Here is a 22,997-nt window from a genome sequence, read left to right on the forward strand (position 1 = left end):
TCTAGCCGGACCTAAGGATTCGGAAATCGAATCGTTCATGTGGTTTAAACAATTGGACTTGAATGATTGAACGCTTCAGCATGCACAGCAGGCACCGGTTACAGGTGCCGCAGCCTGAACAAGGAGACAAGCATGAACAAGCGATTCTTACTGCGCGCCTGTGCGAGAGCAGGCCTGGCAGCTGCCGTGGGCATGGGCCTTGCGGGGACGGTGCTGGCTCAGGAGAGCTATCCCGCAGCCCCCATCACGCTGGTGGTGCCGTTTGCTGCGGGCAGCGGCACCGATGCGGTGGCCCGAGTGGTGGCCAACAAGCTGGGCGAGCGGCTCAAGCAGCCCGTGGTGGTGGACAACCGGGCCGGGGCCAATGCCCAGATTGCGGCCGCGCATGTGGTCAAGGCCAAGCCGGACGGCTATACGCTGTTCATGACCACCAACACCTCGCATTCGGCCAACCCATGGCTGGTCAAGGGCCTCAAGTACGACCCCATCAAGGACTTCACGCCTGTGGCGCGCGTGGGCGAGCTGCCGTTTGCGCTGGTGGTCCATCCCTCGGTGCCTGCAAAGACTGTGACAGAGCTGATTGCCTATGCCAAGTCGCATCCGGACAAGCTCTCCTACGGCACGCCCAACAGCACCTCGCTGGTGGCTTCGGAAACCTTCAAATACATCACGGGTACGCAGATCACCGGCGTGCCCTACAAGTCCAGCCCGCAGGCATTGACGGATGTGATGGGCAACCAGATCCAGATGTATGTGGCCGACCTGGGTTCGGCCTGGGGCACGCTCAAGACCGAGCGCGTGCGCACGCTGGCCGTGACGGCGGCCAAGGGGTCGCAGCTGCTGCCCAATGTGCCCGCCATCGGCAAGACGCTGCCGGGCTTCGATATCACTTCGTGGAACGGCATCTTCGGCCCGGCCGGCATGCCCAAGGCCATAGCCGAGCGCATCAATAGCGAGCTGCAGCTCATCCTCAAGGACAAGGCCGTGCAGGAGCAACTGGCCCAGGTCGGCTTCGAGGTCTGGCCCACGGCCACGCCCGACGAGTTCGCGCTCTATGTGAAGGAGCAGCTCGCCAAATGGGGGCAACTGGTCAAGCAGGCCGGCATCGAGGCGCAGTGATATGACGAGCATGCACAGCGATAGCCGTCAGGCTGTGGGTACTTCAGCCGGACCCTTGGCAGGCGTCAGGATTGTGGACATGACTTCGGTGATCATGGGGCCGTTTGCCACGCAGATTCTGGCCGCTCTGGGTGCTGACGTGATCAAGGTGGAGTCGCCCGAGGGCGACAACATGCGCCATGTAGGCCCCATGCGCAATCCCGGCATGGGCCCCATTTTTCTGCAGGCCAACCAGGGCAAGCGCTCCGTGGTGCTGGATCTCAAGCAGGCAGCCGCGCGCCAGGCGCTGCTGCTGCTGCTGGCCGATGCCGATGTCTTCATCAGCAATGTGCGGTCCCAGGCCATGGCCCGGCTGGGACTGGACTGGCAGACGCTGGAGCAAAGCCATCCGCACCTGATCCATGTGAGCTGCTGCGGCTTCGATCAGACCGGTCCCTATGCGGCCAAGCCGGCTTACGACGACCTGATACAGGGGGCGACCGGCGTGCCTTGGCTGGCCCAGCAATACGGCGGCGGCGAGCCGTCCTATGCGCCCATGACGCTGGGTGACCGGGTCACGGGCCTGCATGCGGTCTATGCGGTCACGGCTGCGCTGTATGCGCGAGAGAAGAGCGGCCAGGGGCAGGCGGTGGTCGTGCCCATGTTCGAGGCCATGACGCAGTTCATCCTGGGCGACCACATGGCCGGGCTGAGCTTCGAGCCGCAGCTGGGCGACGCCGGCTATGCGCGGCTGCTGACACGCCATCGCAAGCCCTACCGCACCAGCGACGGCCATCTGTGCGTGCTGATCTACAACGACAAGCACTGGCACAGCTTTTTCAACGCCATAGGGCAGGGCGAGCGCATGCATGAACCCATGTTTGCCACCCACGGCCAGCGCGCAGCGAATATCGATGCCGTCTATGCCGAGGTGGCGAGCCTGATGCGCGAGCGCAGCACGGCCGAGTGGCGTGCGCTGCTCGATGCGGCCGACGTGCCGAATATGCCCATGGCCTCGCCCGAGGACCTGCTGGCCGATCCGCACCATGCGGCCACGGGCTTTGTGCGCGAGATCGAGCACCCCAGCGAGGGGCGGCTGCGCACCACGGCCAATCCCACGCAGTGGAGCGCAACGCCCCCGGATCGTCAGGCCAGCGCTGCGCCGCAGCTGGGCCAGCACACGCTGCAGGTGCTGCGCGAAGCGGGTCTGGGCGAGGCACAGATCGCCGCACTGCAGGCCAGCGGTGCCTGCATGCAGGCTTCCTCATCCAACGACCAAGGAGAGACAGACATATGCCCCGCTATCTGATCCGCGAGCAGGACGTACAGGGATACAGCCCTGCCAACCACCACGGCACGGTGAACCGGCGCCTCGTCAGCCAGGCCAATGTCGGCGCCCAGCACATGGAGGTGGTGCTCGGAACGCTGGAAAAAGGCGGCGGTGCGCTGCCGCATGCCCACCCGGGCATGGAGCAGGCCTGCTATCTGCTGGACGGCACGGCCGAGGTGGAGGTGCAAAGTCAGGGCCAGACCGAGCGCTTTGCCATGCAGGCGGGCGATACCTGCTTTTTCCCCGAGGACTGCATGCATGTGTTTCGCGTCACCAGCGACACGCCCGTGCGTCTGCTGGTCATCTACAGCCCACCCTATGGCGAGAACCCGGCGCGCGTGCGCCGGCCTGATTGATTAAAACAATAGCTGATGGCGCTTGTAGAACGGGCGTTTGAGGCAGATTTCATTGAGATTCAACCGATAGAGAGAAGCCGCCATGGATTTTTTATGGAGCGCCGAGCAGGAACAGATCCGGGACGCCGTGCAGCGGGCCTGCGCGCCTTTCGATGATGACTACTGGCTGAAGAAGGACAGGGACGGCGGCTTTCCGCACGACTTCCACCAGGCCCTGGCCGAAGCCGGCTGGCTGGGCATTGCCATGCCCGAAGAGTTCGGCGGCGCAGGTCTGGGCATCACCGAGGCGGCGCTGATGATGCACACCATCTCGGCCACGGGGGCGGGCCTGTCAGGCGCATCGGCCGTGCACATGAATATCTTCGGTCTGCACCCGGCCGTGGTCTTCGGCACGGACGAGCAAAGACAGCGCTGGCTGCCGCCGCTGATCGCGGGCCGGGACAAGGCCTGCTTCGGCGTGACCGAGCCCAATGCCGGGCTCAACACCCTCAAGCTGCAGACCCGTGCCGTGCGTGAAGGCGATGTCTATGTGGTGCATGGGCAGAAGGTCTTCATCTCCACGGCCCAGGTGGCCAACAAGATATTGCTGCTGGCGCGCACTAGGCCCGTGGAAGAGTGCCAGGGCACCGAAGGCCTGTCGCTGTTCTATACCGACCTGGACCGCAGCCGCATCGCCGTGACCGAGATCGAGAAGATGGGCCGCAAATGCGTGGACACCAACCAGCTCTTCATCGACGGGCTGCGCATCCCGGTGCAGGACCGCATCGGCGAGGAGGGCAAGGGCTTTTCGTATATCCTGCACGGCCTCAACCCCGAGCGCATTCTGATTGCGGCCGAAGCCGTGGGCCTGGGCCGTGCTGCCTTGGCGCGCGCCACCCAGTATGCGAACGAACGCGTGGTCTTCGACCGGCCCATAGGCCAGAACCAGGGCGTGCAGCACCCGCTGGCCCAGGCCTGGATGGGACTGGAGGCCGCACACCTGATGGTGCAGAAGGCCGCCTTTCTCTATGACAAGGGCCTGCCATGCGGTGCCGAGGCCAATGCCGCCAAGTACCTGGCTGCCGAAGCCTGCGCCAAGGCCTGCGAGACCGCCATCTTCACGCACGGCGGCATGGGCTATGCCAAGGAATTCCATGTGGAGCGCTATATGCGCGAGTCGTGGATTCCGCGCCTAGCACCCGTGAGCCCGCAGCTCATCATGTGCTTTATTGCCGAGAAGGTTCTGGGCTTGCCCAAGTCGTATTGACGGGCCAAGGTGCAGGGGATGGAGGGTCGAGTCAATGACCTGATTGACCTTTCTTCGCCAAGGTCAGAGGGCGGGTCTCGGCCCGCCAGCCGCCTTACTTTCTGGCAACAGAAAGTGAGTCGCCCGCCGCGGCGAAATCTCGGCGTGGCCGGCAAGGCCTCTGTCGCCCGCGACCAAGTCATGCTGTTTTGATAGCTGCTTGCGTTTGCTGTAATTGGGTTAGAGGGTGATTTTGCTTGGATTTTTGCTTCGGCAACATGCCGGATCTTTAGACAGAGGGCTAGGCGCCCCCGGCGGGTCTCGGTCCGCCATGCCGACCTGCTTTTCTTGCTTCGCCAAGAAAAGTAGGTAAAAGAAGGCGACCCCGCTGCCCCCGTCCCTGCGGCTTCGCCTGCGGGCAGCGTTGGCACAAGGGGCGAGACCAACAACCGGCTTCGTCGCAACTCATGCAGGCCGCCCGTATCTACCCGTGTGTCTGCGCCTGCGGCACGCGGTTCGGGATGCGGGCAACGCTGCCGCAGGACAGCGTTGCATCGTGAACTGACTTGCCGCCGTCTGTCTGAGCGAAGCGGCGTGCCGCACAGCGAGTTGGGCGGCACCGCAGTCTGAATGGCGTGACGCAGGTTTGCCCGTAGCGAAGCGCAGGGACGCGGACGGTAGGGCTGTGTTCTTTGCTTACTTTCTTGCACAAGCAAGAAAGTGAGTCGCCCGCCGGGGCGAAATCCCGGCGTGGCCGGCAAGGCCTCTGTCGCTGGCGACAAATCTGATAACTGTTTTTGATAGCTGCTTGCGCATGCTGTGAAAGGGCTAGAGGCTGATTTGAATTGAATTCTCTGTTGCAGCTACTCGACTGCAGGAGATGGCGAGCGAGACACATGACCCACCGAGGCGAAATCTCGGCTTCCAGCTGCATGGGGTATGGTCTTGGCCAAACTTAGCGAAACATGATGAAAACCCATTTGCTGCGTTACTTTGTGGTTCTGGCCGAGGAGTTGCACTTCGGCCGGGCCGCCCAGCGCCTGTGCATCACCCAGCCGCCGCTGAGCATGGCGCTCAAGACACTGGAGCAGGATCTGGGCACGGTACTCATGGAGCGCGACGCCAAGAACGTGAAACTCACGCCCGCAGGGGAGGCTTTTTTGCACGAGGCTCGCAAGGTGCTGGCCCAGCTGCAGCATGCGGCCGAGGTGGTGCGCGGCGTGGCCCAGGGCTTGCAGGGGCGGCTGGACATCGGCATTACGGGGTCCATGGTCTACCGGCAGGTGCCAGGGTTCTGCCGGGCCTTTCGTGCCGAGCGCCCGCTGGTCGAGCTATGCCTGCACGAGATGTCCACGCGTGACCAGCTGCAGGCCATTGCCAGCGGGCAGATCGACTGCGGCTTTCTCAACATCGGCACGCCTCAGGACGATATACGCACGCTGTCCATAGGCGAGGAGCCTTTTGTCTGCTGCCTGCCCAGCGAGCATGCGCTGGCCCAGCGCGGCGAAATCGATCTGCGCGAACTGGCCCAGGACACTTTTGTCATGTTTGCGCGCGAGGTGGCTCCTGCCAACTACGACAACGTCATCGCCTGTCTGCAGCAGGCAGGCATCCATCCCCATACTCGCCATGCCGCGCGCCAGTGGCTGACCGTCATGGCACTGGTCTCGGCCGGGCAGGGCGTGGCCCTGGTGCCGGCCTGCATGCAGACCGTGGGCATGAACGGCGTGCACTTTGCGGCGCTGCGCGGCAGCCGGGTGACTACGCCAGCCGTGCTGGCCTGGCGGCCACAGGGCATGCCGGCCGTGCTCGAGGCCTTTGTTGCCAGCGTGCAGAACCTGGTGGAAGCTGGGCAGCCATGACTCTTGAATGGAGTCCGCTAACCCCGGAATCCGCGTTGCATGGCCTCGCTGGCAGTCACGGGCTGCGGTATCTGTGGTTCACCCGAATTGGATGCCCTGGGCCAGCGGCAGCTCGCGCGAATAGTTGATGGTGTTGGTCGTGCGGCGCATGTACTGCTTCCAGGCGTCCGAGCCGCTTTCGCGGTCGCCACCGGTCTCCTTTTCGCCGCCAAAGGCGCCGCCGATCTCGGCACCGCTGGGCCCGATATTGACATTGGCCATACCGCAGTCCGAGCCGGCCGCGCTCAAGAACAGCTCCACTTCGCGCAGATCGTTGGAGAAGATGCATGAGGACAGGCCCTGAGGCACATCGTTGTTAAGCGCAATGGCCTGCTCCAGCTCGTCGTAGCTCAGCACATAGAGCAGCGGGGCAAAGGTCTCGTGCCGCACGATGCTGGTCTGGGCCGGCATGTCCACAATGGCCGGAGCCACATAGAAGCCCTGGGGGAACTGCTGCTCCAGCTGGCGCTGGCCGCCCGTCAGCAAATGACCGCCGTCTTTAAGCGCCTGACTCAGCGAGTGCTGCAGTGCCTCGAAAGATGCCTGGTTGATCAGGGGGCCGACCAGGGTATCCGGCTGCAGCGGGTTGCCGATGCGCAGGCTGCGGTAGGCCGGCAGCAGCCTGTCCAGCAGCGGCTGTTTGACATCGCGGTGCACGATCAGGCGTCTCAGCGAGGTGCAGCGCTGGCCGGCTGTGCCCACGGCGCTGAAGACAATGGCGCGCACAGCCAGATCCAGATCGGCAGCCGGCGTGACCACCATGGCGTTGTTTCCGCCCAGCTCCAGAATGCGCTTGCCAAAACGCGCCGCCACCTTGGGGCCCACGGTGCGGCCCATGCGGCTCGACCCCGTGGCCGATACCAGCGCAATCCGGGGGCTGTCCACCAGGGCCTCGGCGACAGCTGCGCCGCCCAGCACGATCTGCGCCAGACCTGCCGGAGCCCGGTCGCCAAACCGGGCAATGGCCCGCTCCAGCGCCTTGAAGGTGGCCAGGCCCGATAGCGGCGCCTTGTCGGAAGGCTTGAAGATCACCGGGTTGCCGCAGACCAGGGCAACCGCCGCGTTCCACGCGAAGACGGCGCTGGGAAAGTTGAAGGCCGTGATGACGGCCACCGGCCCCAGCGGGTGGTATTGCTCCATGATGCGGTGGCCGGGGCGCTCGGAAACAATGGTCTTGCCATGCAGCTGGCGCGACAGGCCCAGCGCAAACTCGCAGATGTCCACGCCTTCCTGCACCTCGCCCAGGCCTTCCTGAGCTATCTTGCCGACCTCGCAGGAAATCACATGGCCTATATCGGCCTTGGCGCTGCGCAGCTCCTCGCCCCAGAGCCGCACCAGCTCGCCGCGCACTGGGGCGGGCACCAGGCGCCACTGCTTGAAAGCCTGCACCGCATGGTCGATGACTGGCGGCACCTGGGCACCGGGCAGGGCGGCCAGGCTGGCCAGTTCCGTGCCGTCGATGGGCGAGTGCACAGTGATGTCCTTGCCTTCAAGGGCCTGCAGCGCTATGCCGCAGCGGCTCAGCACGGTCTGGAAGTCGGCAGCGGAGATGGCAGTCATGGCATTCCCTCCTGATGGGTGTGAGATACAGGCATCAGCCGAGCAGGCCGTCGAAGTAGGAGGCCACGCGGGTGTTCGAGAGTGCGGCCAGCGTGCATTGCTCCTGGCGCACAAAGCCCTGCTGCGGCAACTGGCCCGTGGCGAACAGCTCCACGGCGGCCAGCATGCCTGCAGAGGTCGTCAGCTCTATGGCCGTGCGCTGTCTGCCGCGCAGCGGCGCACCGAAGATGCGGGTGCCGCGCATCAGCTGCTCGAGCCGGCCCGCGCGCATGCCGCTGGCCATGGCGGCAATCACCACCATGTCTTCACGGCTGTGGGGCACCGCGCCTTCGAGCACCTGGCGCAGCAGATCGCGGCGCTCTATCAGGCGCAGGCCGTGCAGCAGCAAATGCATGGCGTCGCGATGGCCGGGGTGGCGTATGGTCTTGTAGTTGAGGTTGCGCACGCGGCCCTGCAGCGTCTCGCACAGCGTACCCAGACCACCCGAGGTATTGAAGGCCTCGAAGTTCTCGCCGTCCAGAATCAGCTGTTCGACCCCCTCCAGCGGGGGCACCAGCATGGGCTGGCCGTTGACGATGGTGTTGCAGGGCTTGCAGTACTCGTTGATGACGCCGTCCACGCTCCAGGTGAAGTGGTAGCGCAGCGCATTCGTCGCATGACGCGTGAGCGCGCCCACGCGCAGCTGCAGGTCGAACAGCTCGTCGAACTGCTGGGCCAGATGTCCGCCCAGCATGCCGATCAGGCCCGGTGCCAGTCCGCATTGCGGCATCAGCACCGAGCGCGCCTGCAATGCCATGTCCTGTATGGCACGCATGGCAGCTACATCCTCGGTCAGGTCGAAGTAGTGCACGCCCTGCAGCGCCGCAGCCCGGGCCACGCGCTCGGCACAGAAGAAAGGCAGGGCATTGATGACGACAGAGTGCTGCTGCAGTGCGCGGGTCAGCTCCGCATCGTCGTCTATGTCCAGCTGCAGGGGGCGGATCTGCGGGTCGCTGCCGGGCGGGGGCTGCATATCGGCCAGCGTGACGGTGGCTTCATGCAGCTCGGCAACCATGTCGGCGATCGTTGAGCCGATCTTGCCGGCGCCGAGGATGAGAATGTTCTGTCCAGTCAGCTTCATCATGGAGAACTCCTTGAGAGCAACGCAGCGATCACTTCCTCTGGGGCCATCTTAACACAGGGCGGCGATTTGCACCACCGTGGCAAGCGTCAGCAGGAGTCGATTTGCGTGGGCAGACAAGGAGTCTTCAGCAGGAGCCGTCCGCTTCAGAAAGAATGGCTGTCAGCGCTTGCTGGAGTCAGAGCTGACAGGCCTCAAGCCCGGAGGCCAGCTGTGATACCCGCTGCAGCAGAGCGGGGTCAGCTGGCCGGCGACCGGGTCTGGTGCTTAGTGGCTGTGCAGCACGATGGTGATCAGGGCCGAGGAGTCGTGCTCGGCCTCGACCTCATGCATGGTTTGGGCGGGCAGAAACAGCAACTGCCCCGCGCTCAATGTCTGGCGGCTTGCGCCCTGGATGACGGCGAGCTGCCCCTCCAGACATTGAATCGTCAGTTCGCCCTGCACCTGATGCGCAGGCAGGCGCTTGCCTGCCATCAACACCAGGCGGATCACTTCCAGGGTGTCGGACTTGAACAGTGCAGCGGTCTTCTGGTTGCCCAGCGAGGTGCCGTAGGGCTGCACTTCGACGGGAACCCCGGGTTGGGCGTGGGGCAGAGCCATGGCTTCAGGCCTTTTTCTGCAGCATCTTGATGACGCTGGAAAAGTCTTCGCTGCCGTGACCGGCCAGGCTGTGCGCGGCATAGATGGAGCGCGCCATGCCGCCCAGCGGCGTGCTGGCGCGGTTGGCTGTGGCGTTGTCCTGCGCCAGGCCCAGATCCTTGAGCATCAGGTCCGTGCCAAAGCCGCCTGCATAGCCCTTGCTGGCCGGTGCGTTCTCATGCACGCCGGGGAAGGGGTTGTATTTTTCCAGGGCCCAGTTGCCGCCCGAGCTGCGGCGCATGATTTCGGACAGCACCTTGGGGTCCAGGCCGTTGGCCACGCCCAGGGCGATTGCTTCGCTGGTGCCCACCATCAGAATGCCCAGCAGCATGTTGTTGCAGATCTTGGCCGTCTGACCCGCGCCGACGCCGCCCGCGTGGAAGATATTGGCCCCCATTTTTTCGAGCAATGGCTGGGCGCGTGCCAACTGCGCGTCGCTGCCGCCCACCATGAAGGTCAGCGTGCCGGCAATTGCACCGCCGGTGCCGCCCGAAACCGGGGCGTCGATGAAGTCGATGCCCGCTGCCTGGGCCGCCTTGGCCACCTTCTGGCTGGTGGCCGCGGCGATGGTGGAGCTGTCGATGACCAGCGTGCCCTTGGCGATGTGCGCGAGCAGACCGGCCGCACCGTCGCGGCCCAGGAACAGGCTCTCCACATGCTGGCTGGCGGGCAGCATGGTGATGACGGCTTCGGCGCCTTGCACGGCTTCCTGGGCACTGGAGGCCGCCTGTGCGCCGGCGGACACGACCTTGGCGATGGCCTCCTGACTCAGGTCGAAGGCTTTGACACTGTGGCCGGCCTTTGCCAGATTGACGGCCATGGGGGCACCCATATTGCCCAGACCGATGAAAGCGATTTGCATGTCTGTCTCCTTGCTGTTGTTGAATTGATAGCGTCTGGCGCTTTATCCGTAAGCGATTGATTGGCTTTTCGCTTAATTCTTGAAAATGGCACCCTTGTCAGCGAGCAGGCTGCGCAAGATGCTGCGGTGGCAATGCGCCTCGTCGTCGCAGTAGCAACCCAGAGAAAAGGCGGAGCTGTGCGACAAGGCTGCGAGCAGTCCCAGGGTGCGATCGGCGGCGGGCTCGGCCAGTTGCTTGCGGAACTGCTTTTCAAACTGCTTCCAGAGCTTGTCGGCCTGTGTCTCCTGGCCGGCCGTGCGCAGCTTGATGGCCTCCAGGGCCTGCTGCATCAGCTCCTGCTCGGGCGAGAGCTCGGGATACCAGCAGTCGTAGTAGTTGCGGCTTGCGAACTCGGCCTTGGGCACGCCTCGCGGCGGTCTGCGCACCGTACCTATGCGCAGGCCCTCGTCGGGGGCGCGTTCGCTGCCTAGCTGGACTATGCGTATGGCCATGAGGTCAGTCCTTTGTGCTTATTCGCTGTCGAAAATAGGGTGCTTGCGAGGGGCGTCGGCATCAGCCGGTTTCGGGGCAGCCCTGGTGCGCCTGCGCCCGCTGCCGGTGCCTTGACCGGCAGGGCTTTGTCCATCGCCCGGCTTCTTGCCATCGGTCTTGCTGCTGACCTTGTTGCCGGTCTTGCGTTTTGGCGTGGCCTTTGCCAGCGGATTGAAGGCCAGGGCTTCGCTGATCCAGTGCTGCCACTGTTCACGCCTGGCGTAGGCCGTGGGGCCGACGAGAAAGTAGCCGTCCATCAGTCCGCGCGAGGACAGTGGGCGCACGCCCGGCATCTCTGCAATCTGCGCATGGCTGGCGGGGGGCAGGCGCACCAGCAACTCGTCGTTCTCCACGCCCAGGCACATCTTGCCGTCGACCATGAACACATGGCAGCCGAACATGGTTTTCTCCTGCACATCAACGCCAACGACGTTCTCGGCCAGCGCTTCGCGCACTGCGTCAATCAGCTGCAGGGTTTCGGGGGCGAGAGGGCGGCGGGGCATGTTTACACGCGCTCCATAGGTCTATGCGGCGCTGCCGGTAATTGCACGTTCACGCTATCGCCCGCTTGCACAGTGCCGCCTTGCAGCACCACGGCCATGACGCCGGTTTTGCGTACCCACTGGCCGTCGGCGGTTTTGTCCAGCATGGCGGCAAGCAGGCCTTTTTGATAGTTGTCAATTTGTACGCAAGGATTGCGCAGACCAGTCAATTGCAAAACCGGCCCTTGGGCAAAATTTAGCTGGGTGTCTACGGGCAGGCTGATCAGGGCGTACCAATCGAGGCCAGCCGTATCGGTGAGCGTGATGTTCTCGCCCAACTGCCCTGCTTGCACTTGGAAGCCGAGCGTAGCCAAGTGCGCAAACAGGTTGGCGCTGATCAGGTGCACTTGGCGCAGGTTCGGCTGATCGGGATTGGCTTTGACGCGGGAACGGTGCTGAACCTTGGCGCCGTAATGCGCGTCCCCCACCACGCCCAAGCCCGATTGCAGCGCGATAGTGGGCACTGCTTGTTTGCTGAAGCGGTGATTGCTGTCCTGGTGGACGGCCTGGACGGTGGTGGTCAGTGTTTCAGGCATGTAGGTCGTCTTAACGAATCACTTCAGGAGCATCGCCCTCCAGCATGCGCCTGGCAATGATGACGCGCATGATTTCGTTCGTGCCTTCCAGAATCTGGTGCACGCGGGCGTCGCGCATCAGGCGCTCCAGCGGGTATTCGCGGATATAGCCATAGCCGCCATGCAGCTGCAGGGCCTCGTTGCAGACCATGAAGCCGGCATCGGTGGCAAAACGCTTGGCCATGGCGCAGTAGGTCGATGCGTCGCGCGCGCCGGCATCCAGCTTGGACGCAGCCAGGCGCACCATCTGGCGTGCTGCGACCAGCTCGGTTGCCATGTCGGCGAGCTTGAACTGCAGGGCCTGGAAGCTCGCAATGGCCTTGCCGAACTGCTTGCGCTCCTGCATATAGCTTTGTGCCTGGGTCAGTGCCCCCTGGGCCGCGCCCACCGAGCAGGTGGCGATATTGATGCGCCCGCCGTCCAGGCCCTTCATGGCGATCTTGAAGCCTTCGCCTTCGCGGCCCAGCAGGTTGTGCGCGGGAATGCGCACATTGTCGAAGCTGATGACGCGTGTGGGCTGGCTGTTCCAGCCCATCTTCTCTTCCTTTTTGCCATAGCTCACGCCGGCCGCATCGGCAGGCACGGCAAAGGCCGAGATACCGGAAGCCCCGGAGCCGGCATCGCCGGTTCTTGCCATCAGCACCAGCACATCGGTGCTGCCCGCGCCGCTGATGAAGGCCTTGCTGCCGTTGACGATGTACTCGTTGCCGACCAGCTCGGCCCGGGTCTTGAGTGAGGCAGCGTCCGAGCCTGCGCCGGGCTCGGTCAGGCAGTAGCTGGCCAGCTTGCTGCCGCTGGTGAGCTGCTCGCCCCATTCGGTGCGCACGGCATCGGTGGCCCAGGTGCCCAGCATCCAGGTCGCCATATTGTGGATGGTGATGAAGGCCGTGGTCGATGGATCGACGGCCGCCATTTCTTCGAATACCAGCGTTGCATCAAGTCGTGGCAGGGCCAGGCCGCCGATGCTCTCTGGAGCGTAGAGACCGCAGAAGCCCAGCTCGCCGGCCTTGGCAATCGCCTCGCGCGGGAAGATGTGCTCGCGGTCCCACTCGGCCGCATGCGGCGCCAGCTCGGCCTGCGCAAAAGCACGGGCGGTATCGGCAAAAGCGCGTTGATCTTCGCTGAGTTCAAAGTCCATTTCATGTCTCCTTTTTGTTCTATTCGTCTTCTGGCCCCCGACGGCTTTGCCGCTCAGTCCGGCGGCCCCTGGTGCAGCCAGCGCTTGAGCACCGCATCGCGGGCCGTGATCTGCTGCACCAGACAGCCGTGGTAGCGGCTGGGCCAGTCGGGCTGCGCTTCAAAGGCCTTCGTGGCCTGCTTGCACTGGGTGATGCGATGGCGGCTCCATTCGCCTTGCTCCTTGCGCAGGGCGGGGCGCTCATGGGCCGATAGCGCACGCATCACATCGCCATAGAGAATCTGGTGGTCGGTGTCGGCTTGCTGGAAGTCCTTGATGGCGCAGGCATTGGTCTGGGCCGTGGTGCCGCCGGGCACGCAGTCGGCTCCGGCCTGGGCCAGGGCGTGCTGGCTCAAGCTTGCTGCAATCAGAAGAGCTGCAAGCGATTTGGTGTCGATGGTCGCAGGCCGCGGTTGCCTGATTTTCTGAATGCGGATCGTCATGCCCGCATCATCGCAGTCCGTGGTGGCCTGCAGGCGCAATCGGTGTGAGGTGAGCCTGTTCATGGCTGTTTTGCACCTTGAGCCTGTTTCGCCAGCGGAGACCAGTTGTTCTTGAAGTCCTTGACCCGGCTCAGGGCCATGCCGATGCGGCAGGCGGCCATGTCTTCGGCTTCATGGACATAGCCATTGGGCTGGCAGCGCCGGTCGCGCTGCCGTGTCCAGTCGTCCTGCTCGGTTTGCAGGGCCTGGGCGCTGGCTTGCGGCAACTGGCGCTGCAGGTACAGGTAGAGCACCTGCATGCCCCGTTCCAGGATCTGGGCCTGTTGCTCAAGGCAGGCAAGAGACAGTGGCTGATCTGAGGGGCAGTGCAACGGGGCTGGTTCGTTGTCCTGGGCCGAGGCCACAGGCAGATGGGCAATCAGCAGGCTGCCGGCCGCCAGGGCGCACAGACGGGCCAGCCGCCGTGCAGGGCTGTGAAATGTGTTTGCGGCTGGGCGCAGGGGGAAGGAGCGTGACAATTCTTGAACGTACATGCCTGCCATCATCGGCAAAGCCGCACAGCGCAGCCCGGGCCTGACAAGAGGCAGGGCTGCACTGTCGGGTTTCATGGCCGGTTTACTTGAGGCTGATGGTGGTGTTCACGCCGTGGCTGGTGGTGCTGTCGTCGAACCAGCGTGCCGTGATGGTCTTGGTCTGGGTGTAGAACATGACCACCTGCTTGCCGTAGGGCCCCAGGTCACCCAGCTTGGAGGCACGGCTGCCCGTGAACGAGAACAGCGGCACGGGCACGGGGATGGGCACATTGATGCCGACCTGACCCACATCGATCTCTTCCTGGAACTTGCGCGCGGCCGCACCCGATTGGGTGAAGATGGCCGTGCCGTTGCCATTGGGGTTGGCGTTGATGAACTCGATGGCCTGATCGATGTCCTCGGCTGCGACCAGGCACAGCACGGGGCCGAAGACTTCCTGCTCGTAGATGCTCATGCCGGGCTTGACGCCGCTGAAGATGGTGGGGCCGACAAAATTGCCCTTGGCATAGCCGGCCACCTCGGGTTTGCGGCCATCGAGCTCCAGCGTGGCGCCGTCGGCCAGACCGCGCTCGATCAGGCCCTCGACACGCGATAGGGCCGCGCAGCTCACGAGCGGACCGACATCGGTGCCGGGCTCGGTGCCGCCATTGACCTTGAGGGTCTTGGACTTGGCCACCAGGTCGGGAATCCAGTTGCGGGCCTCTCCCACCAGAACGGCCACGGAGACCGCCATGCAGCGCTGGCCGGCCGCACCGAAGGCCGCGCCCAGCAGGGCGTTGAGTGACTGCTCCTTGTTGGCGTCGGGCATGACGATGGCGTGGTTCTTGGCGCCCATCATGCATTGAACGCGCTTGCCGTTGAGGCTGGCGCGGTTGTAGACATGGGTGCCGACCTTGGTCGAGCCCACAAAGCTGATGGCCTTGATATCGGGGTGGTCGCAGATGGCGTTGACCACGTCCTCGCCGCCGTGGATGACGTTGAGCACGCCAGGGGGCACGCCGGCTTCCAGTGCCAGCTCGGCCAGACGCATGGTGACGATGGGGTCCTGCTCGGAAGGCTTGAGGATGAAGGTATTGCCTGTGGCGATCGCCATGGGGAACATCCACAGCGGAATCATGGCCGGGAAGTTGAAGGGCGTGATGCCTGCACACACGCCCAGCGGCTGGTTCAGCGTATAGGTATCGACACCGTTGGCCACATTGTTGGCCAGCTCGCCCAGCTGCAGATTGCCGATGCTGGCCGCGTGCTCCACGACTTCCAGGCCGCGGAAGACATCGCCTTCGGCGTCGGGCAGGGTCTTGCCCTGTTCGGCCGTCAGCAGGGCGGCCAGTTCCTTCATGTTCTCGCGGATGAGCTGCTGCAGCTTCAGAAAGATGCGGGCGCGCGCGCCGATGGGCGTCTTTTTCCAGGTCTTGAACGCCTGCTTGGCATTGGCCACAGCGGCGTTGACCTCGTCGGGCGTGGCGAACGGAACGCGCGCCAGCACTTCCTGCGTCGCAGGGTTGACCACATCGCGCCACTGGGTGGTTTTGGATTCGACCATCTGCCCGTTGATGAGCAGCTTGACCGTGGGCGCCAGAACCTTGGCGGAAGTCGGTGCGTTCATGAGGTGTCTCCGTTGGTGAATTCGTTCCTCATGGTATGTGTGCGGATTTGCCGTAGCAATAGCAAACACTGCACATAGGGTGTGCAAATGTGCACAAGTGGATGCTATGTCTGCCAGTGCCTTGGAGCTTGTCGTGCACGCATGGCTGCAGTACCTGCGGCGGCAAAATGCAAAAGGGCCCACTCGGGCCCTTTTGCCGTTCTCAGGTGCTCTCAGAGCTCGCTGAACATCTCGTCAAAGGCTTCGCTCGCGAAGTCATTGCGCCAGGCCTTGTCCTTGTCCTTGGGCACCATGCCCAGGGAAAGTACGCCCTCGTAGTTGTAGCTGGCGGGGGCTGAGTATGCAGCTTGCAGCTTCTTGAGTTCGCCCTGTACCTGGTCCAGGCTGAGCTTGTTGCGCACCATGCGTTGAATGCCCTCGGCCCAGGTCTCGGGGGTCTTGACCAGCTGGCAGGTGAACTTCACCTCGGTATTGAGCACGCCATGCTTGTCGAGCTTGGGCTTGGTGGCCGATACAGTCTTGCACTGCGATTGCTGACGCGCCTTTTGCACCGTGCTCATCAGGCTTTCCACGGGCGCACGCAGGGCGTTGCGCTGCGCCTCGGGGAACAGAGGCAGGGCCACGTCGGTGACTTCACGCGGGAAGTCCTTGTCGGCTTGCTTGAGTTCGGCGGCGTTGGCGTAGTCCGCGCTGCGGCCCGAGCGCAGGCGGTCCGGGCGCAGGTAGTCATTGAGCTGGCTGATGGCTTGCTCGTCGTGATTGACCAGAGTGCGGATGTATAGCTCGGCAGCAGCAATGGGCGAAGGGGGCTCGGCTGCCTGCGAAGCTGCGGCCAGCGGAAGCAGCAGAAAAGCGATGGCAGTCTTGATGGAATTGTTCATCTTTTTATAACGATTTGAAGGGGCTGAATCACGTGGAGTCACGTGAAAACAGCAAGGAGCCCTGGCAGACAGACGGCGCTGCGGCTTGGGCGGGAAGCTGCCGCATAGCCCTGACGCTTATCAGCGGGGGCTCATGGCATGCGGGCGTTCTAGAGGTGGGATGGAAATCCGCAGAAACGCCTCGCAATAAGTGTAACCCCGGGTCACGGTCGTTTTTGCACGCCTTGGCAGCTCCGCTGTCTTCGTGCAACGCCTCTTGATCTGGATCGCAGAGGGGCGTCGCGCCAATGAAAAAAGCCCCGGGCAGCCTGTGCTGACGGGGCTTTGACGGCTGCAGGCGCATGCCTGTGCCGTGATCTTTTTGATGGCCGAAGGCGGCTCTCAATCCAGGCTGATCTGTGCTTTTTCAATCAGCAGCTTGTATTGCTCGGACTTCTTTTTGGCGAATTGCTGCATCTCGGGCACGGTGAAGCTCATGGGCTGGAAGGCGAAGGTAGAGAACTTCTCTTTGACCTGCGGGTCCTGCAGCACGGCCACCACATCGCTGCGGATCTTGTCGCGCACGGCGGCGTCCACGCCCTTGGGGCTGAGCAGGGAGACAAAGGAGTTCACATCCAGCTCGGCAGGGCCGCCGGCTTCGGCGACCGTCGGCACGTCGGGCATTTGCGCAATGCGCTTGGGTGCGGCCACGGCCAGATAGCGGATCTTGCCGCTTTTGTAGATGCCCTGGCTGGAGGGCAGGCTGGCAAAGCTCCAGGTCGGGTCGCCATTGGCGACCGAGGTGAACAGCTGGCTGACCTCGCGGTAAGGCACATGTGTCATCTTGCTGCCGGTCAGATAGTCCAGCCATTCTCCGCCCAGGTGGCCGGGGCTGCCCACGCCCCAGGAGCCGTAGCTGATCTTGCCGGGTTCGGCCTTGGCGGACTTGATCAGATCGCCCATGTTCTTCCAGGGCGAGTTCGTGGGTACGGCGACAAAGAAAGGAGTCAGGAACAGTGGCGCAACGGGATCGAAGTGGCTCAGCGTGTTGAAGTTCTTGTTCTTGTAGAGATAGGGCAGGGCCGAGATATGTTCGCTGTCCAGCTGCAGCAGGGTATAGCCGTCGGGCTTGGCACGGCGCGCGTACTCGATGGCGACAAATCCGCCGCCACCGGGGCGGTTGTCCACGGTCACGCCCTGCCTCCAGCGCTGGGCCAGCTTTTCGCCCACGATGCGCAGCACGGCATCGGGGCCGCTGCCCACGGCAAAGGCCGTGACCACGGTCACGGGACGGTTGGGATAGCTGGAGGCATCACCCTGGGCCAGCGCCTGGCTGGCTGCGACCAGCAGCGCGGCTGCGGAAACTATTGTTTTAATAGCTGTTCTCTTGGGTATGTATTGGCTTTGGTGCTGATTTTGCTCGTATTTCACAGTTTGTCTCCGGTGGATATTTTTTAGGGACTGCAGAGCGTTGGTGGGCAGCCGCGTCTGGGCGCGGCCGCACGGGAAGGGTCTATTGCGGAGCGTCGGGCTGGGCCAGAGGTGCTGCCTGGGCAAAGGCGGGCAGGGCGCTGCATGCTGCATCAACGGCGCCGATCAGCGGCCAGCGGGCCAGATCCACGCCAAAGCGGCGTGCGCTCTCGACCTGCGGAATCAGATAGACATCGGCAAGGCTTGGTGCATGGCCAAAGCAGAAGTGCCCGCGTGTGTCGTCCTGTGCCAGCAAGGCTTCAATGGCGTCGAAGCCGGCCGTGATCCAGGTGGCGCACCAGGCGTTGATGGCGGCCTCGTCGGCGCCGAACTGCTGGCGCAGGGTTTGCAGGATGCGGCGGTTGTTGATGGGGTGCACATCACAGCCCACGATGGCCGCCATGGCGCGCACATGGGCGCGGGCCTCGGGGTCGGCCGGCAGCAGTGCAGGCGTGGGGTAGCGCTCTTCCAGCCATTCGATGATGGCCGGCGACTGGATCAGCGTCTCTCCGCTGTCCAGCGTCAGCGCGGGCACCAGGCCTTGCGGGTTGATGCGCTTGAATGGCGCCTCGGCCTGCTCGTCCACGCGCAGATCGACAGGGAGATAGTCGGGCGTGAGGCCCTTGAGATTGAGGGCGATGCGCAGACGGTGTGAGGTGCCGCTGCGAAAAAAACTATAGAGCTTCATGGTCTGCGCGCCTTACTCGGGTTGGCCCACACACAGGGCAATGTCGCCAACGCCTTCCACGCGGCCTGTGATCCGGTCGCCGGGCAGCACGGCACCCACGCCCTCGGGTGTGCCTGTGTAGATCAGATCACCGGGTTGCAGGTGATAGAACAGGGACAGGTCGGCAATGATTTCGCGGATGTTCCAGATCAGCTTGTTCACATCGGACTGCTGTTTGACCTGACCGTTGACGCTCAGCTCGATGAGGCCGGACTCGATCACCTGGCCGGCCATGGGCACGATGTAGCTGGCGACGGAGGACTGCTCCACATCCTTGCCCAGATCCCAAGGGCGGCCCTTGTCGCGTGCCACCAGTTGCAGGTCGCGGCGCGTCATGTCGAGGCCGCAGGCATAGCCGTAGATATGTTCATGGGCCTGGCTGGCAGGAATGCGAAAGCCCGGTTTGCCGATGGCCACGACCAGCTCCATCTCGAAGTGGTAGTTGCTGGTTTCGGGGGGGTAGGTCACGGTGGCACCCGATTCGGTCAGCGTCTGCGGGGCCTTGGTGAAATAGAAGGGGCGCTCTGTGCTTTTGTCCACGGGGCGGCCCATCTCCAGCGCATGGGCGTGGTAGTTGCGGCCCACGAAGAACAGGCGATTGACGGGCAGGCGTTGCTCGCTGCCGCGCACGGGCAGAGATTTCACGGAGGGCGGGGCCCAGAGATAGTTGTCGTTGTAGTTGGCTTGGGTCATATGTGATTTCTGATGGGTATCGGTGACTAGGGTGACTGGGTGCTTGAAAAGACGCGTTCTATGTGTGAGACAGCCAGCAAGGGCCTGGGCGGTGCCTCCGCCCCGCAGCAAAGGCTGTCGTTCCCCTTGAGGGAGAAGACGCGAAGCGGCTCAGGGGGTCTCCACCCTGTACGCGTGGACGGCCTCGAAAATCGGCGTGTCGGCAAAGCGGAACAGATCCAGCTGCGGTTGGTCGGCATCGCATTGCGCGCTGAACAGCTGCCAGGAAGGCACGACAAACATGTCGCCGCGCCGCACCTGCCACTGGCGCTCGCCTACGGTCACCGTGCCCTGGCCGTCGAAGACCTGGAAGACGGCAGAGCCCACTTCGCGCTTAGGCAGGGTGCTGGCGCCGCGGGTCACGCGGTGCATTTCGCAGCGAATGGTGGGCAGCACATCGCGGCCATTGCAGGGATTGGTGTAGCGCACGGCGGCATGGCCGGGGCTGACCGTGGCGGCGCAGCCTTCGGCTTCCAGCGCCAGTTGCTCGGTCAGCGCGCGGTCGGTGTCCACCCAGCGGTAGGCCAGCAAAGGCGTGCTCGGGCTGTCCTGCAGATGAGCGACAGGGCGCAATCCGGGGTGAGCCCAGAGGCGCTCGGAGCGCGAGAACTCGGGCGTGGCACGCTCCTGAGGATCCAGATGCAGGCGGCCATGTTCGAAGAACTGGGATTCGGTGTAGTAGGCAAACGGAATATCCAGCCCGTCTATCCAGGCCATGGGCTGGCTGGCCGCATTGTGGTGGGCGTGCCAGTTCCAGCCGCCCTGAGGCAGAAAATCGCCGCGCGACATGCGGATCGAGTCGCCGTTGACCACGGTCCAAACGCCTTCGCCTTCGACCACAAAGCGGAAGGCATGCTGGGTGTGACGGTGCTCGGGCGCATCTTCGCCGGGCATCAGGTACTGGATGGCAGCCCATAGCGTGGGCGTGGCAAACGGGCGCCCACCCAGCGCCGGATTGGCCAGGGCAATCGCGCGGCGCTCGCCGCCCCGGCCCACGGGGACGATGCGGCCGGCTTCATCTGCGAGTTTGAGCAGATTGTCCCAGCGCCACAGATGCGCGGCGGCCTGGCTTTTGGGATGGGCAGGCATCAGGCCGCCGATTTCCGTCCACAGCGGCACCAGCATTTCCTGCTCGAAACCCCGGTACAGCTGCGCAAGTGCTGCTGTGGGTTCGGGTTGGCCGGGGGCGTCGCGGGCCGTGAGCTTGACCGGTGAAGGCTGGGCTTGCGCAAGGCTCATGGTTGTCTCTTTCCTTGGTATTAGCTTGGCAGTGCGTTGCTGCCTTGCGTCTGGTTCTGACGGCCTTGAGATGGGCCAGGAGGGGCTGTGAATCAAATAAACAGCACACTGATGATTAGCATAATGTTGATCTGTGTCAGCGATGATTGGGTTAAACCCGGTAGCAGGCTTAGCGCGAATCGGGGCGGCAGTCGTGCGAATATCGGGGTCTTTCAGTCATGGCCCTTCAACTGCCGCGCGGCAGGGCGGGCCCGGCGTCGGCCCTCAAGACATGCAATACCAACCCGCAGAACTAGAAAACTATCCCGGCTATCACATCCGCAGGCTGCAGCAGATCGCCGTGGCCGTGTTCATGGAAGAAACCGAGGAATTTGGCGTGACGCCCGTGCAGTACGCGGCCCTGTCGGCCGTGCTGCGCCAGCCGGGCATCGACCAGCGCACGCTGGCACGCAATATCGGTTTTGACACTTCCACCATCGGCAGCGTGATCGACCGACTGGAAGCACGCGGCCTGATGGCTCGCAACGCCAGCCCTGCGGACCGACGCGTGCGTTTGCTGAGCCTGACCGAAGAGGGGCGCGATCTGCTGGTCGCTGCCGAGCCTTCGGTGCTGCGCGCCCAGCGCCGCATGCTGGAGCCTCTTGCCGACGACAAACGGGCACAGTTCATGGAAATGCTGTCGCTGCTGATCCATGAGAACGACGAGTTCGCGCGAGCCCCGAGTGCGGTGGCCCAGCGCAGTGCCGAGCGCAAGCGCAGTGCTGCCGTCAAGGCGGTCAAGGGCCTCACGGGCAAGGTGCAGGGCAGCGTGAACGACTGAACCACGAACCGCGACCGCAAGGAAAGACATTGGACTGGGACCATCTGCGTTTTTTTGGTGAGCTGGCGCGCAGCGGCAGCATGGCGGCGGCTGCACGGCGCATGGGGGTCGAGCACACCACGGTGTCGCGGCGCATTCAGGCGCTGGAAAAGCAGCTAGGTGCCGTACTGTTCGCACGCGAAGGCGGGCAGTGGCGGCTGACCGAGGCCGGGCGCCAGTTGCAGGAAGTGACCAACACCATGCAAAGCGCGGTGGACGGGCTGGAGCGAGGCCCCCTGGCGCATGCAGCGACCGCCGAGGGGCTGGCCGGGCTGGTGCGGGTGGGGGCAACCGAAGGCTTTGGCACGCAGATGCTGGCCTCCGAGCTCGCCAGGCTCACGCTGCGCTATCCGCTACTCAGCGTGGATCTGCTGGCGCTGCCGCGCATGCTCCATCTGTCCAGCCGCGAGGCCGATATCGTCATCTCGCTGGAGCGGCCCAAACGCGGCTCGGTTGTTGTCACCAAGCTGACCGACTACCGGCTCTATCTGTACGGTCAGCGTGAATATCTGGCGCGAAAGCCATTGGTGGCAAGAACCGAGGATCTGCGCCATCACAGCTTTGTGCACTATGTGGACGATCTGCTGTTCACTCGCGAGCTGCAGTTGCTGGATACCTTGCACCGGCCTGAGCGTTTTGCGCTGCGCAGCACCAGCATCACCGCGCAATACGAGGCCGTGCGTGCCGGCGCCGGTCTGGCCGTGCTGCCGGCATTTGTGGCCGACAAGGATCCGATACTGAGTCGCGTGCTGCCCGAGCAGGCGTGCTTTACGCGCACCTTCTGGATGAGCATGCCGGTGGAGTCGCGCCAGATTCCGCGCATTGCCACGACCTGGAGCTTTCTGCGCGATGCCGTGCAAGGCATGCAGAAGCTGCTGTTGCCGGATGCATGATTTTTGATGGCGTCCTGCTCTGTATGGGGCGGTCCGACTTCTGATTTGACCCTGCATCCATGCGCTGCAGGGAGGCTGATCTGCGCTGCCAGACCAAGTTGGGCGCTAGTCAAGAAAAGCGCTGAGCGCCGATGGACGCAGCCGCCACCGCCTTGATAGCTTGATAGCAGTGCAGATTGCATGCATATACTGCTCCGTCCGGAGGACTCGGAGCCTGCGGCCAGTCCAGGCCCGACGGGTATCGGCCGCGCGCAGCGCGATGACCAAAGCGTATGGCTGCCTGTCTCCTTGCGCCGATTTTTAAGAAAGCAAAGCATGATCGTCACAACCACTCCCTCCGTCGAAGGCAAGCGCATCACCCGTTATTGCGGTGTGGTGGCGGGTGAGGCCATTCTGGGTGCCAATGTGTTCAAGGACTTCTTTGCCGGTATCCGTGACATTGTGGGCGGGCGTTCTGGAACCTACGAGCGCGAGCTGCAAAGAGCGCGTGAAATTGCCCTCAAGGAACTGGAGCAGCGCGCTGCCGAGGCAGGAGCCAATGCAGTGGTCGGTGTGGACCTCGATTTCGAGGTGCTGGGCCAGGGCAACGGCATGCTCATGGTCTCGGCCAGCGGCACGGCCGTCGTCGTGGAATAGGCAGCCAGAGCCCGAGTTGGCTTGACGCCAGGAAGGCGGCAGACCTGTTCCATGTGCAATTGCACATTTTTGGGCTACTTCG

Annotated in this window: 24 protein-coding genes; 8 read left to right on the top strand and 16 right to left on the bottom strand. The window is 63.7% G+C overall.

Annotated features, from left to right (window positions below):
- Window positions 1-132 precede the first annotated feature (132 nt).
- From CTATCC11996_RS10355 to CTATCC11996_RS10375, 5 genes are all read left to right on the top strand, one after another.
- Window positions 133-1,119 (top strand): Bug family tripartite tricarboxylate transporter substrate binding protein, encoded by a 987-nt coding sequence (locus CTATCC11996_RS10355; protein WP_003075808.1) that lies wholly within the window; start codon window positions 133-135, stop codon window positions 1,117-1,119.
- Window position 1,120: 1 nt separating this feature from the next.
- Window positions 1,121-2,407, top strand: coding sequence for a CaiB/BaiF CoA transferase family protein (locus CTATCC11996_RS10360; RefSeq protein WP_080569858.1), 1,287 nt, complete (start codon window positions 1,121-1,123; stop codon window positions 2,405-2,407).
- A complete protein-coding gene (locus CTATCC11996_RS10365) occupies window positions 2,392-2,784 on the top strand; it encodes a cupin domain-containing protein (RefSeq protein WP_003075812.1) in 393 nt (130 codons plus the stop codon). The genes CTATCC11996_RS10360 and CTATCC11996_RS10365 overlap by 16 nt, the downstream gene beginning before the upstream one ends.
- A gap of 82 nt (window positions 2,785-2,866) precedes the next feature.
- Window positions 2,867-4,030: an acyl-CoA dehydrogenase family protein gene (locus CTATCC11996_RS10370; protein WP_003075814.1), complete on the top strand. Its 1,164-nt coding sequence runs from the start codon at window positions 2,867-2,869 to the stop codon at window positions 4,028-4,030.
- Window positions 4,031-4,974: 944 nt separating this feature from the next.
- A complete protein-coding gene (locus tag CTATCC11996_RS10375) occupies window positions 4,975-5,871 on the top strand; it encodes a LysR family transcriptional regulator (protein WP_034348699.1) in 897 nt (298 codons plus the stop codon).
- Window positions 5,872-5,949: 78 nt separating this feature from the next.
- Here CTATCC11996_RS10375 and amaB read toward each other — a convergent pair whose 3' ends face one another.
- From amaB to CTATCC11996_RS10455, 16 genes are all read right to left on the bottom strand, one after another.
- A complete protein-coding gene (gene amaB, locus CTATCC11996_RS10380; RefSeq protein ID WP_003075818.1) occupies window positions 5,950-7,470 on the bottom strand; it encodes an L-piperidine-6-carboxylate dehydrogenase in 1,521 nt (506 codons plus the stop codon).
- Window positions 7,471-7,504: 34 nt separating this feature from the next.
- Entirely contained in the window at window positions 7,505-8,593 is a 1,089-nt protein-coding gene (locus CTATCC11996_RS10385) for a saccharopine dehydrogenase family protein (RefSeq protein WP_003075820.1), read from the bottom strand.
- Window positions 8,594-8,857: 264 nt separating this feature from the next.
- A complete protein-coding gene (locus CTATCC11996_RS10390) occupies window positions 8,858-9,190 on the bottom strand; it encodes a cupin domain-containing protein (protein ID WP_003075821.1) in 333 nt (110 codons plus the stop codon).
- Window positions 9,191-9,194: 4 nt separating this feature from the next.
- Window positions 9,195-10,091: a 3-hydroxyisobutyrate dehydrogenase gene (gene mmsB, locus CTATCC11996_RS10395; protein WP_003075823.1), complete on the bottom strand. Its 897-nt coding sequence runs from the start codon at window positions 10,089-10,091 to the stop codon at window positions 9,195-9,197.
- A 72-nt stretch (window positions 10,092-10,163) separates the two neighbouring features.
- Window positions 10,164-10,583, bottom strand: coding sequence for a DUF488 domain-containing protein (locus CTATCC11996_RS10400; RefSeq protein ID WP_003075825.1), 420 nt, complete (start codon window positions 10,581-10,583; stop codon window positions 10,164-10,166).
- Window positions 10,584-10,601: 18 nt separating this feature from the next.
- Window positions 10,602-11,126: a TfoX/Sxy family protein gene (locus CTATCC11996_RS10405; protein ID WP_003075827.1), complete on the bottom strand. Its 525-nt coding sequence runs from the start codon at window positions 11,124-11,126 to the stop codon at window positions 10,602-10,604.
- Window positions 11,127-11,128: 2 nt separating this feature from the next.
- Window positions 11,129-11,701 carry an MOSC domain-containing protein gene (locus CTATCC11996_RS10410; protein ID WP_003075828.1) on the bottom strand — a complete coding sequence of 191 codons (573 nt, stop codon included), beginning with the start codon at window positions 11,699-11,701 and terminating at the stop codon, window positions 11,129-11,131.
- Window positions 11,702-11,711: 10 nt separating this feature from the next.
- Window positions 11,712-12,878 carry an acyl-CoA dehydrogenase family protein gene (locus tag CTATCC11996_RS10415; RefSeq protein ID WP_003075830.1) on the bottom strand — a complete coding sequence of 389 codons (1,167 nt, stop codon included), beginning with the start codon at window positions 12,876-12,878 and terminating at the stop codon, window positions 11,712-11,714.
- Between the two features lie 53 nt (window positions 12,879-12,931).
- Window positions 12,932-13,423 (bottom strand): lysozyme inhibitor LprI family protein, encoded by a 492-nt coding sequence (locus tag CTATCC11996_RS10420; protein WP_003075832.1) that lies wholly within the window; start codon window positions 13,421-13,423, stop codon window positions 12,932-12,934.
- Window positions 13,420-13,893 carry a lysozyme inhibitor LprI family protein gene (locus CTATCC11996_RS10425; protein ID WP_236597826.1) on the bottom strand — a complete coding sequence of 158 codons (474 nt, stop codon included), beginning with the start codon at window positions 13,891-13,893 and terminating at the stop codon, window positions 13,420-13,422. The genes CTATCC11996_RS10420 and CTATCC11996_RS10425 overlap by 4 nt, the downstream gene beginning before the upstream one ends.
- Window positions 13,894-13,975: 82 nt before the next feature.
- Window positions 13,976-15,499, bottom strand: coding sequence for a CoA-acylating methylmalonate-semialdehyde dehydrogenase (locus tag CTATCC11996_RS10430; RefSeq protein ID WP_003075837.1), 1,524 nt, complete (start codon window positions 15,497-15,499; stop codon window positions 13,976-13,978).
- Between the two features lie 212 nt (window positions 15,500-15,711).
- Window positions 15,712-16,380, bottom strand: a complete 669-nt coding sequence (locus tag CTATCC11996_RS10435; protein WP_003075841.1) for a hypothetical protein — start codon at window positions 16,378-16,380, stop codon at window positions 15,712-15,714.
- A gap of 381 nt (window positions 16,381-16,761) precedes the next feature.
- Window positions 16,762-17,754 (bottom strand): Bug family tripartite tricarboxylate transporter substrate binding protein, encoded by a 993-nt coding sequence (locus CTATCC11996_RS10440; RefSeq protein ID WP_034348794.1) that lies wholly within the window; start codon window positions 17,752-17,754, stop codon window positions 16,762-16,764.
- 118 nt (window positions 17,755-17,872) lie between these two features.
- Window positions 17,873-18,517, bottom strand: a complete 645-nt coding sequence (maiA, locus tag CTATCC11996_RS10445) for a maleylacetoacetate isomerase (protein ID WP_003075846.1) — start codon at window positions 18,515-18,517, stop codon at window positions 17,873-17,875.
- A gap of 12 nt (window positions 18,518-18,529) precedes the next feature.
- A complete protein-coding gene (locus CTATCC11996_RS10450; RefSeq protein WP_003075848.1) occupies window positions 18,530-19,249 on the bottom strand; it encodes a fumarylacetoacetate hydrolase family protein in 720 nt (239 codons plus the stop codon).
- Window positions 19,250-19,399: 150 nt separating this feature from the next.
- Window positions 19,400-20,527 (bottom strand): cupin domain-containing protein, encoded by a 1,128-nt coding sequence (locus CTATCC11996_RS10455; RefSeq protein WP_003075850.1) that lies wholly within the window; start codon window positions 20,525-20,527, stop codon window positions 19,400-19,402.
- Between the two features lie 271 nt (window positions 20,528-20,798).
- On the opposite strand from CTATCC11996_RS10455, the gene CTATCC11996_RS10460 reads away from it, so the two are divergent.
- The 3 genes from CTATCC11996_RS10460 (at window position 20,799) to CTATCC11996_RS10470 (ending at window position 22,915) form a co-directional block, all read left to right on the top strand.
- Complete coding sequence (locus CTATCC11996_RS10460) at window positions 20,799-21,347, top strand: MarR family winged helix-turn-helix transcriptional regulator (RefSeq protein WP_003075854.1); 549 nt, start codon at window positions 20,799-20,801, stop codon at window positions 21,345-21,347.
- 29 nt (window positions 21,348-21,376) lie between these two features.
- Entirely contained in the window at window positions 21,377-22,279 is a 903-nt protein-coding gene (locus tag CTATCC11996_RS10465) for a LysR family transcriptional regulator (protein ID WP_003067507.1), read from the top strand.
- 315 nt (window positions 22,280-22,594) lie between these two features.
- A complete protein-coding gene (locus CTATCC11996_RS10470; protein WP_003075856.1) occupies window positions 22,595-22,915 on the top strand; it encodes a heavy metal-binding domain-containing protein in 321 nt (106 codons plus the stop codon).
- The last annotated feature ends 82 nt before the right edge of the window (window positions 22,916-22,997 follow it).

Origin of the sequence: Comamonas testosteroni ATCC 11996 (genome assembly GCF_000241525.1) — a bacterium.
In the GTDB taxonomy this organism is placed as follows: Bacteria; Pseudomonadota; Gammaproteobacteria; order Burkholderiales; family Burkholderiaceae_C; genus Comamonas; species Comamonas testosteroni.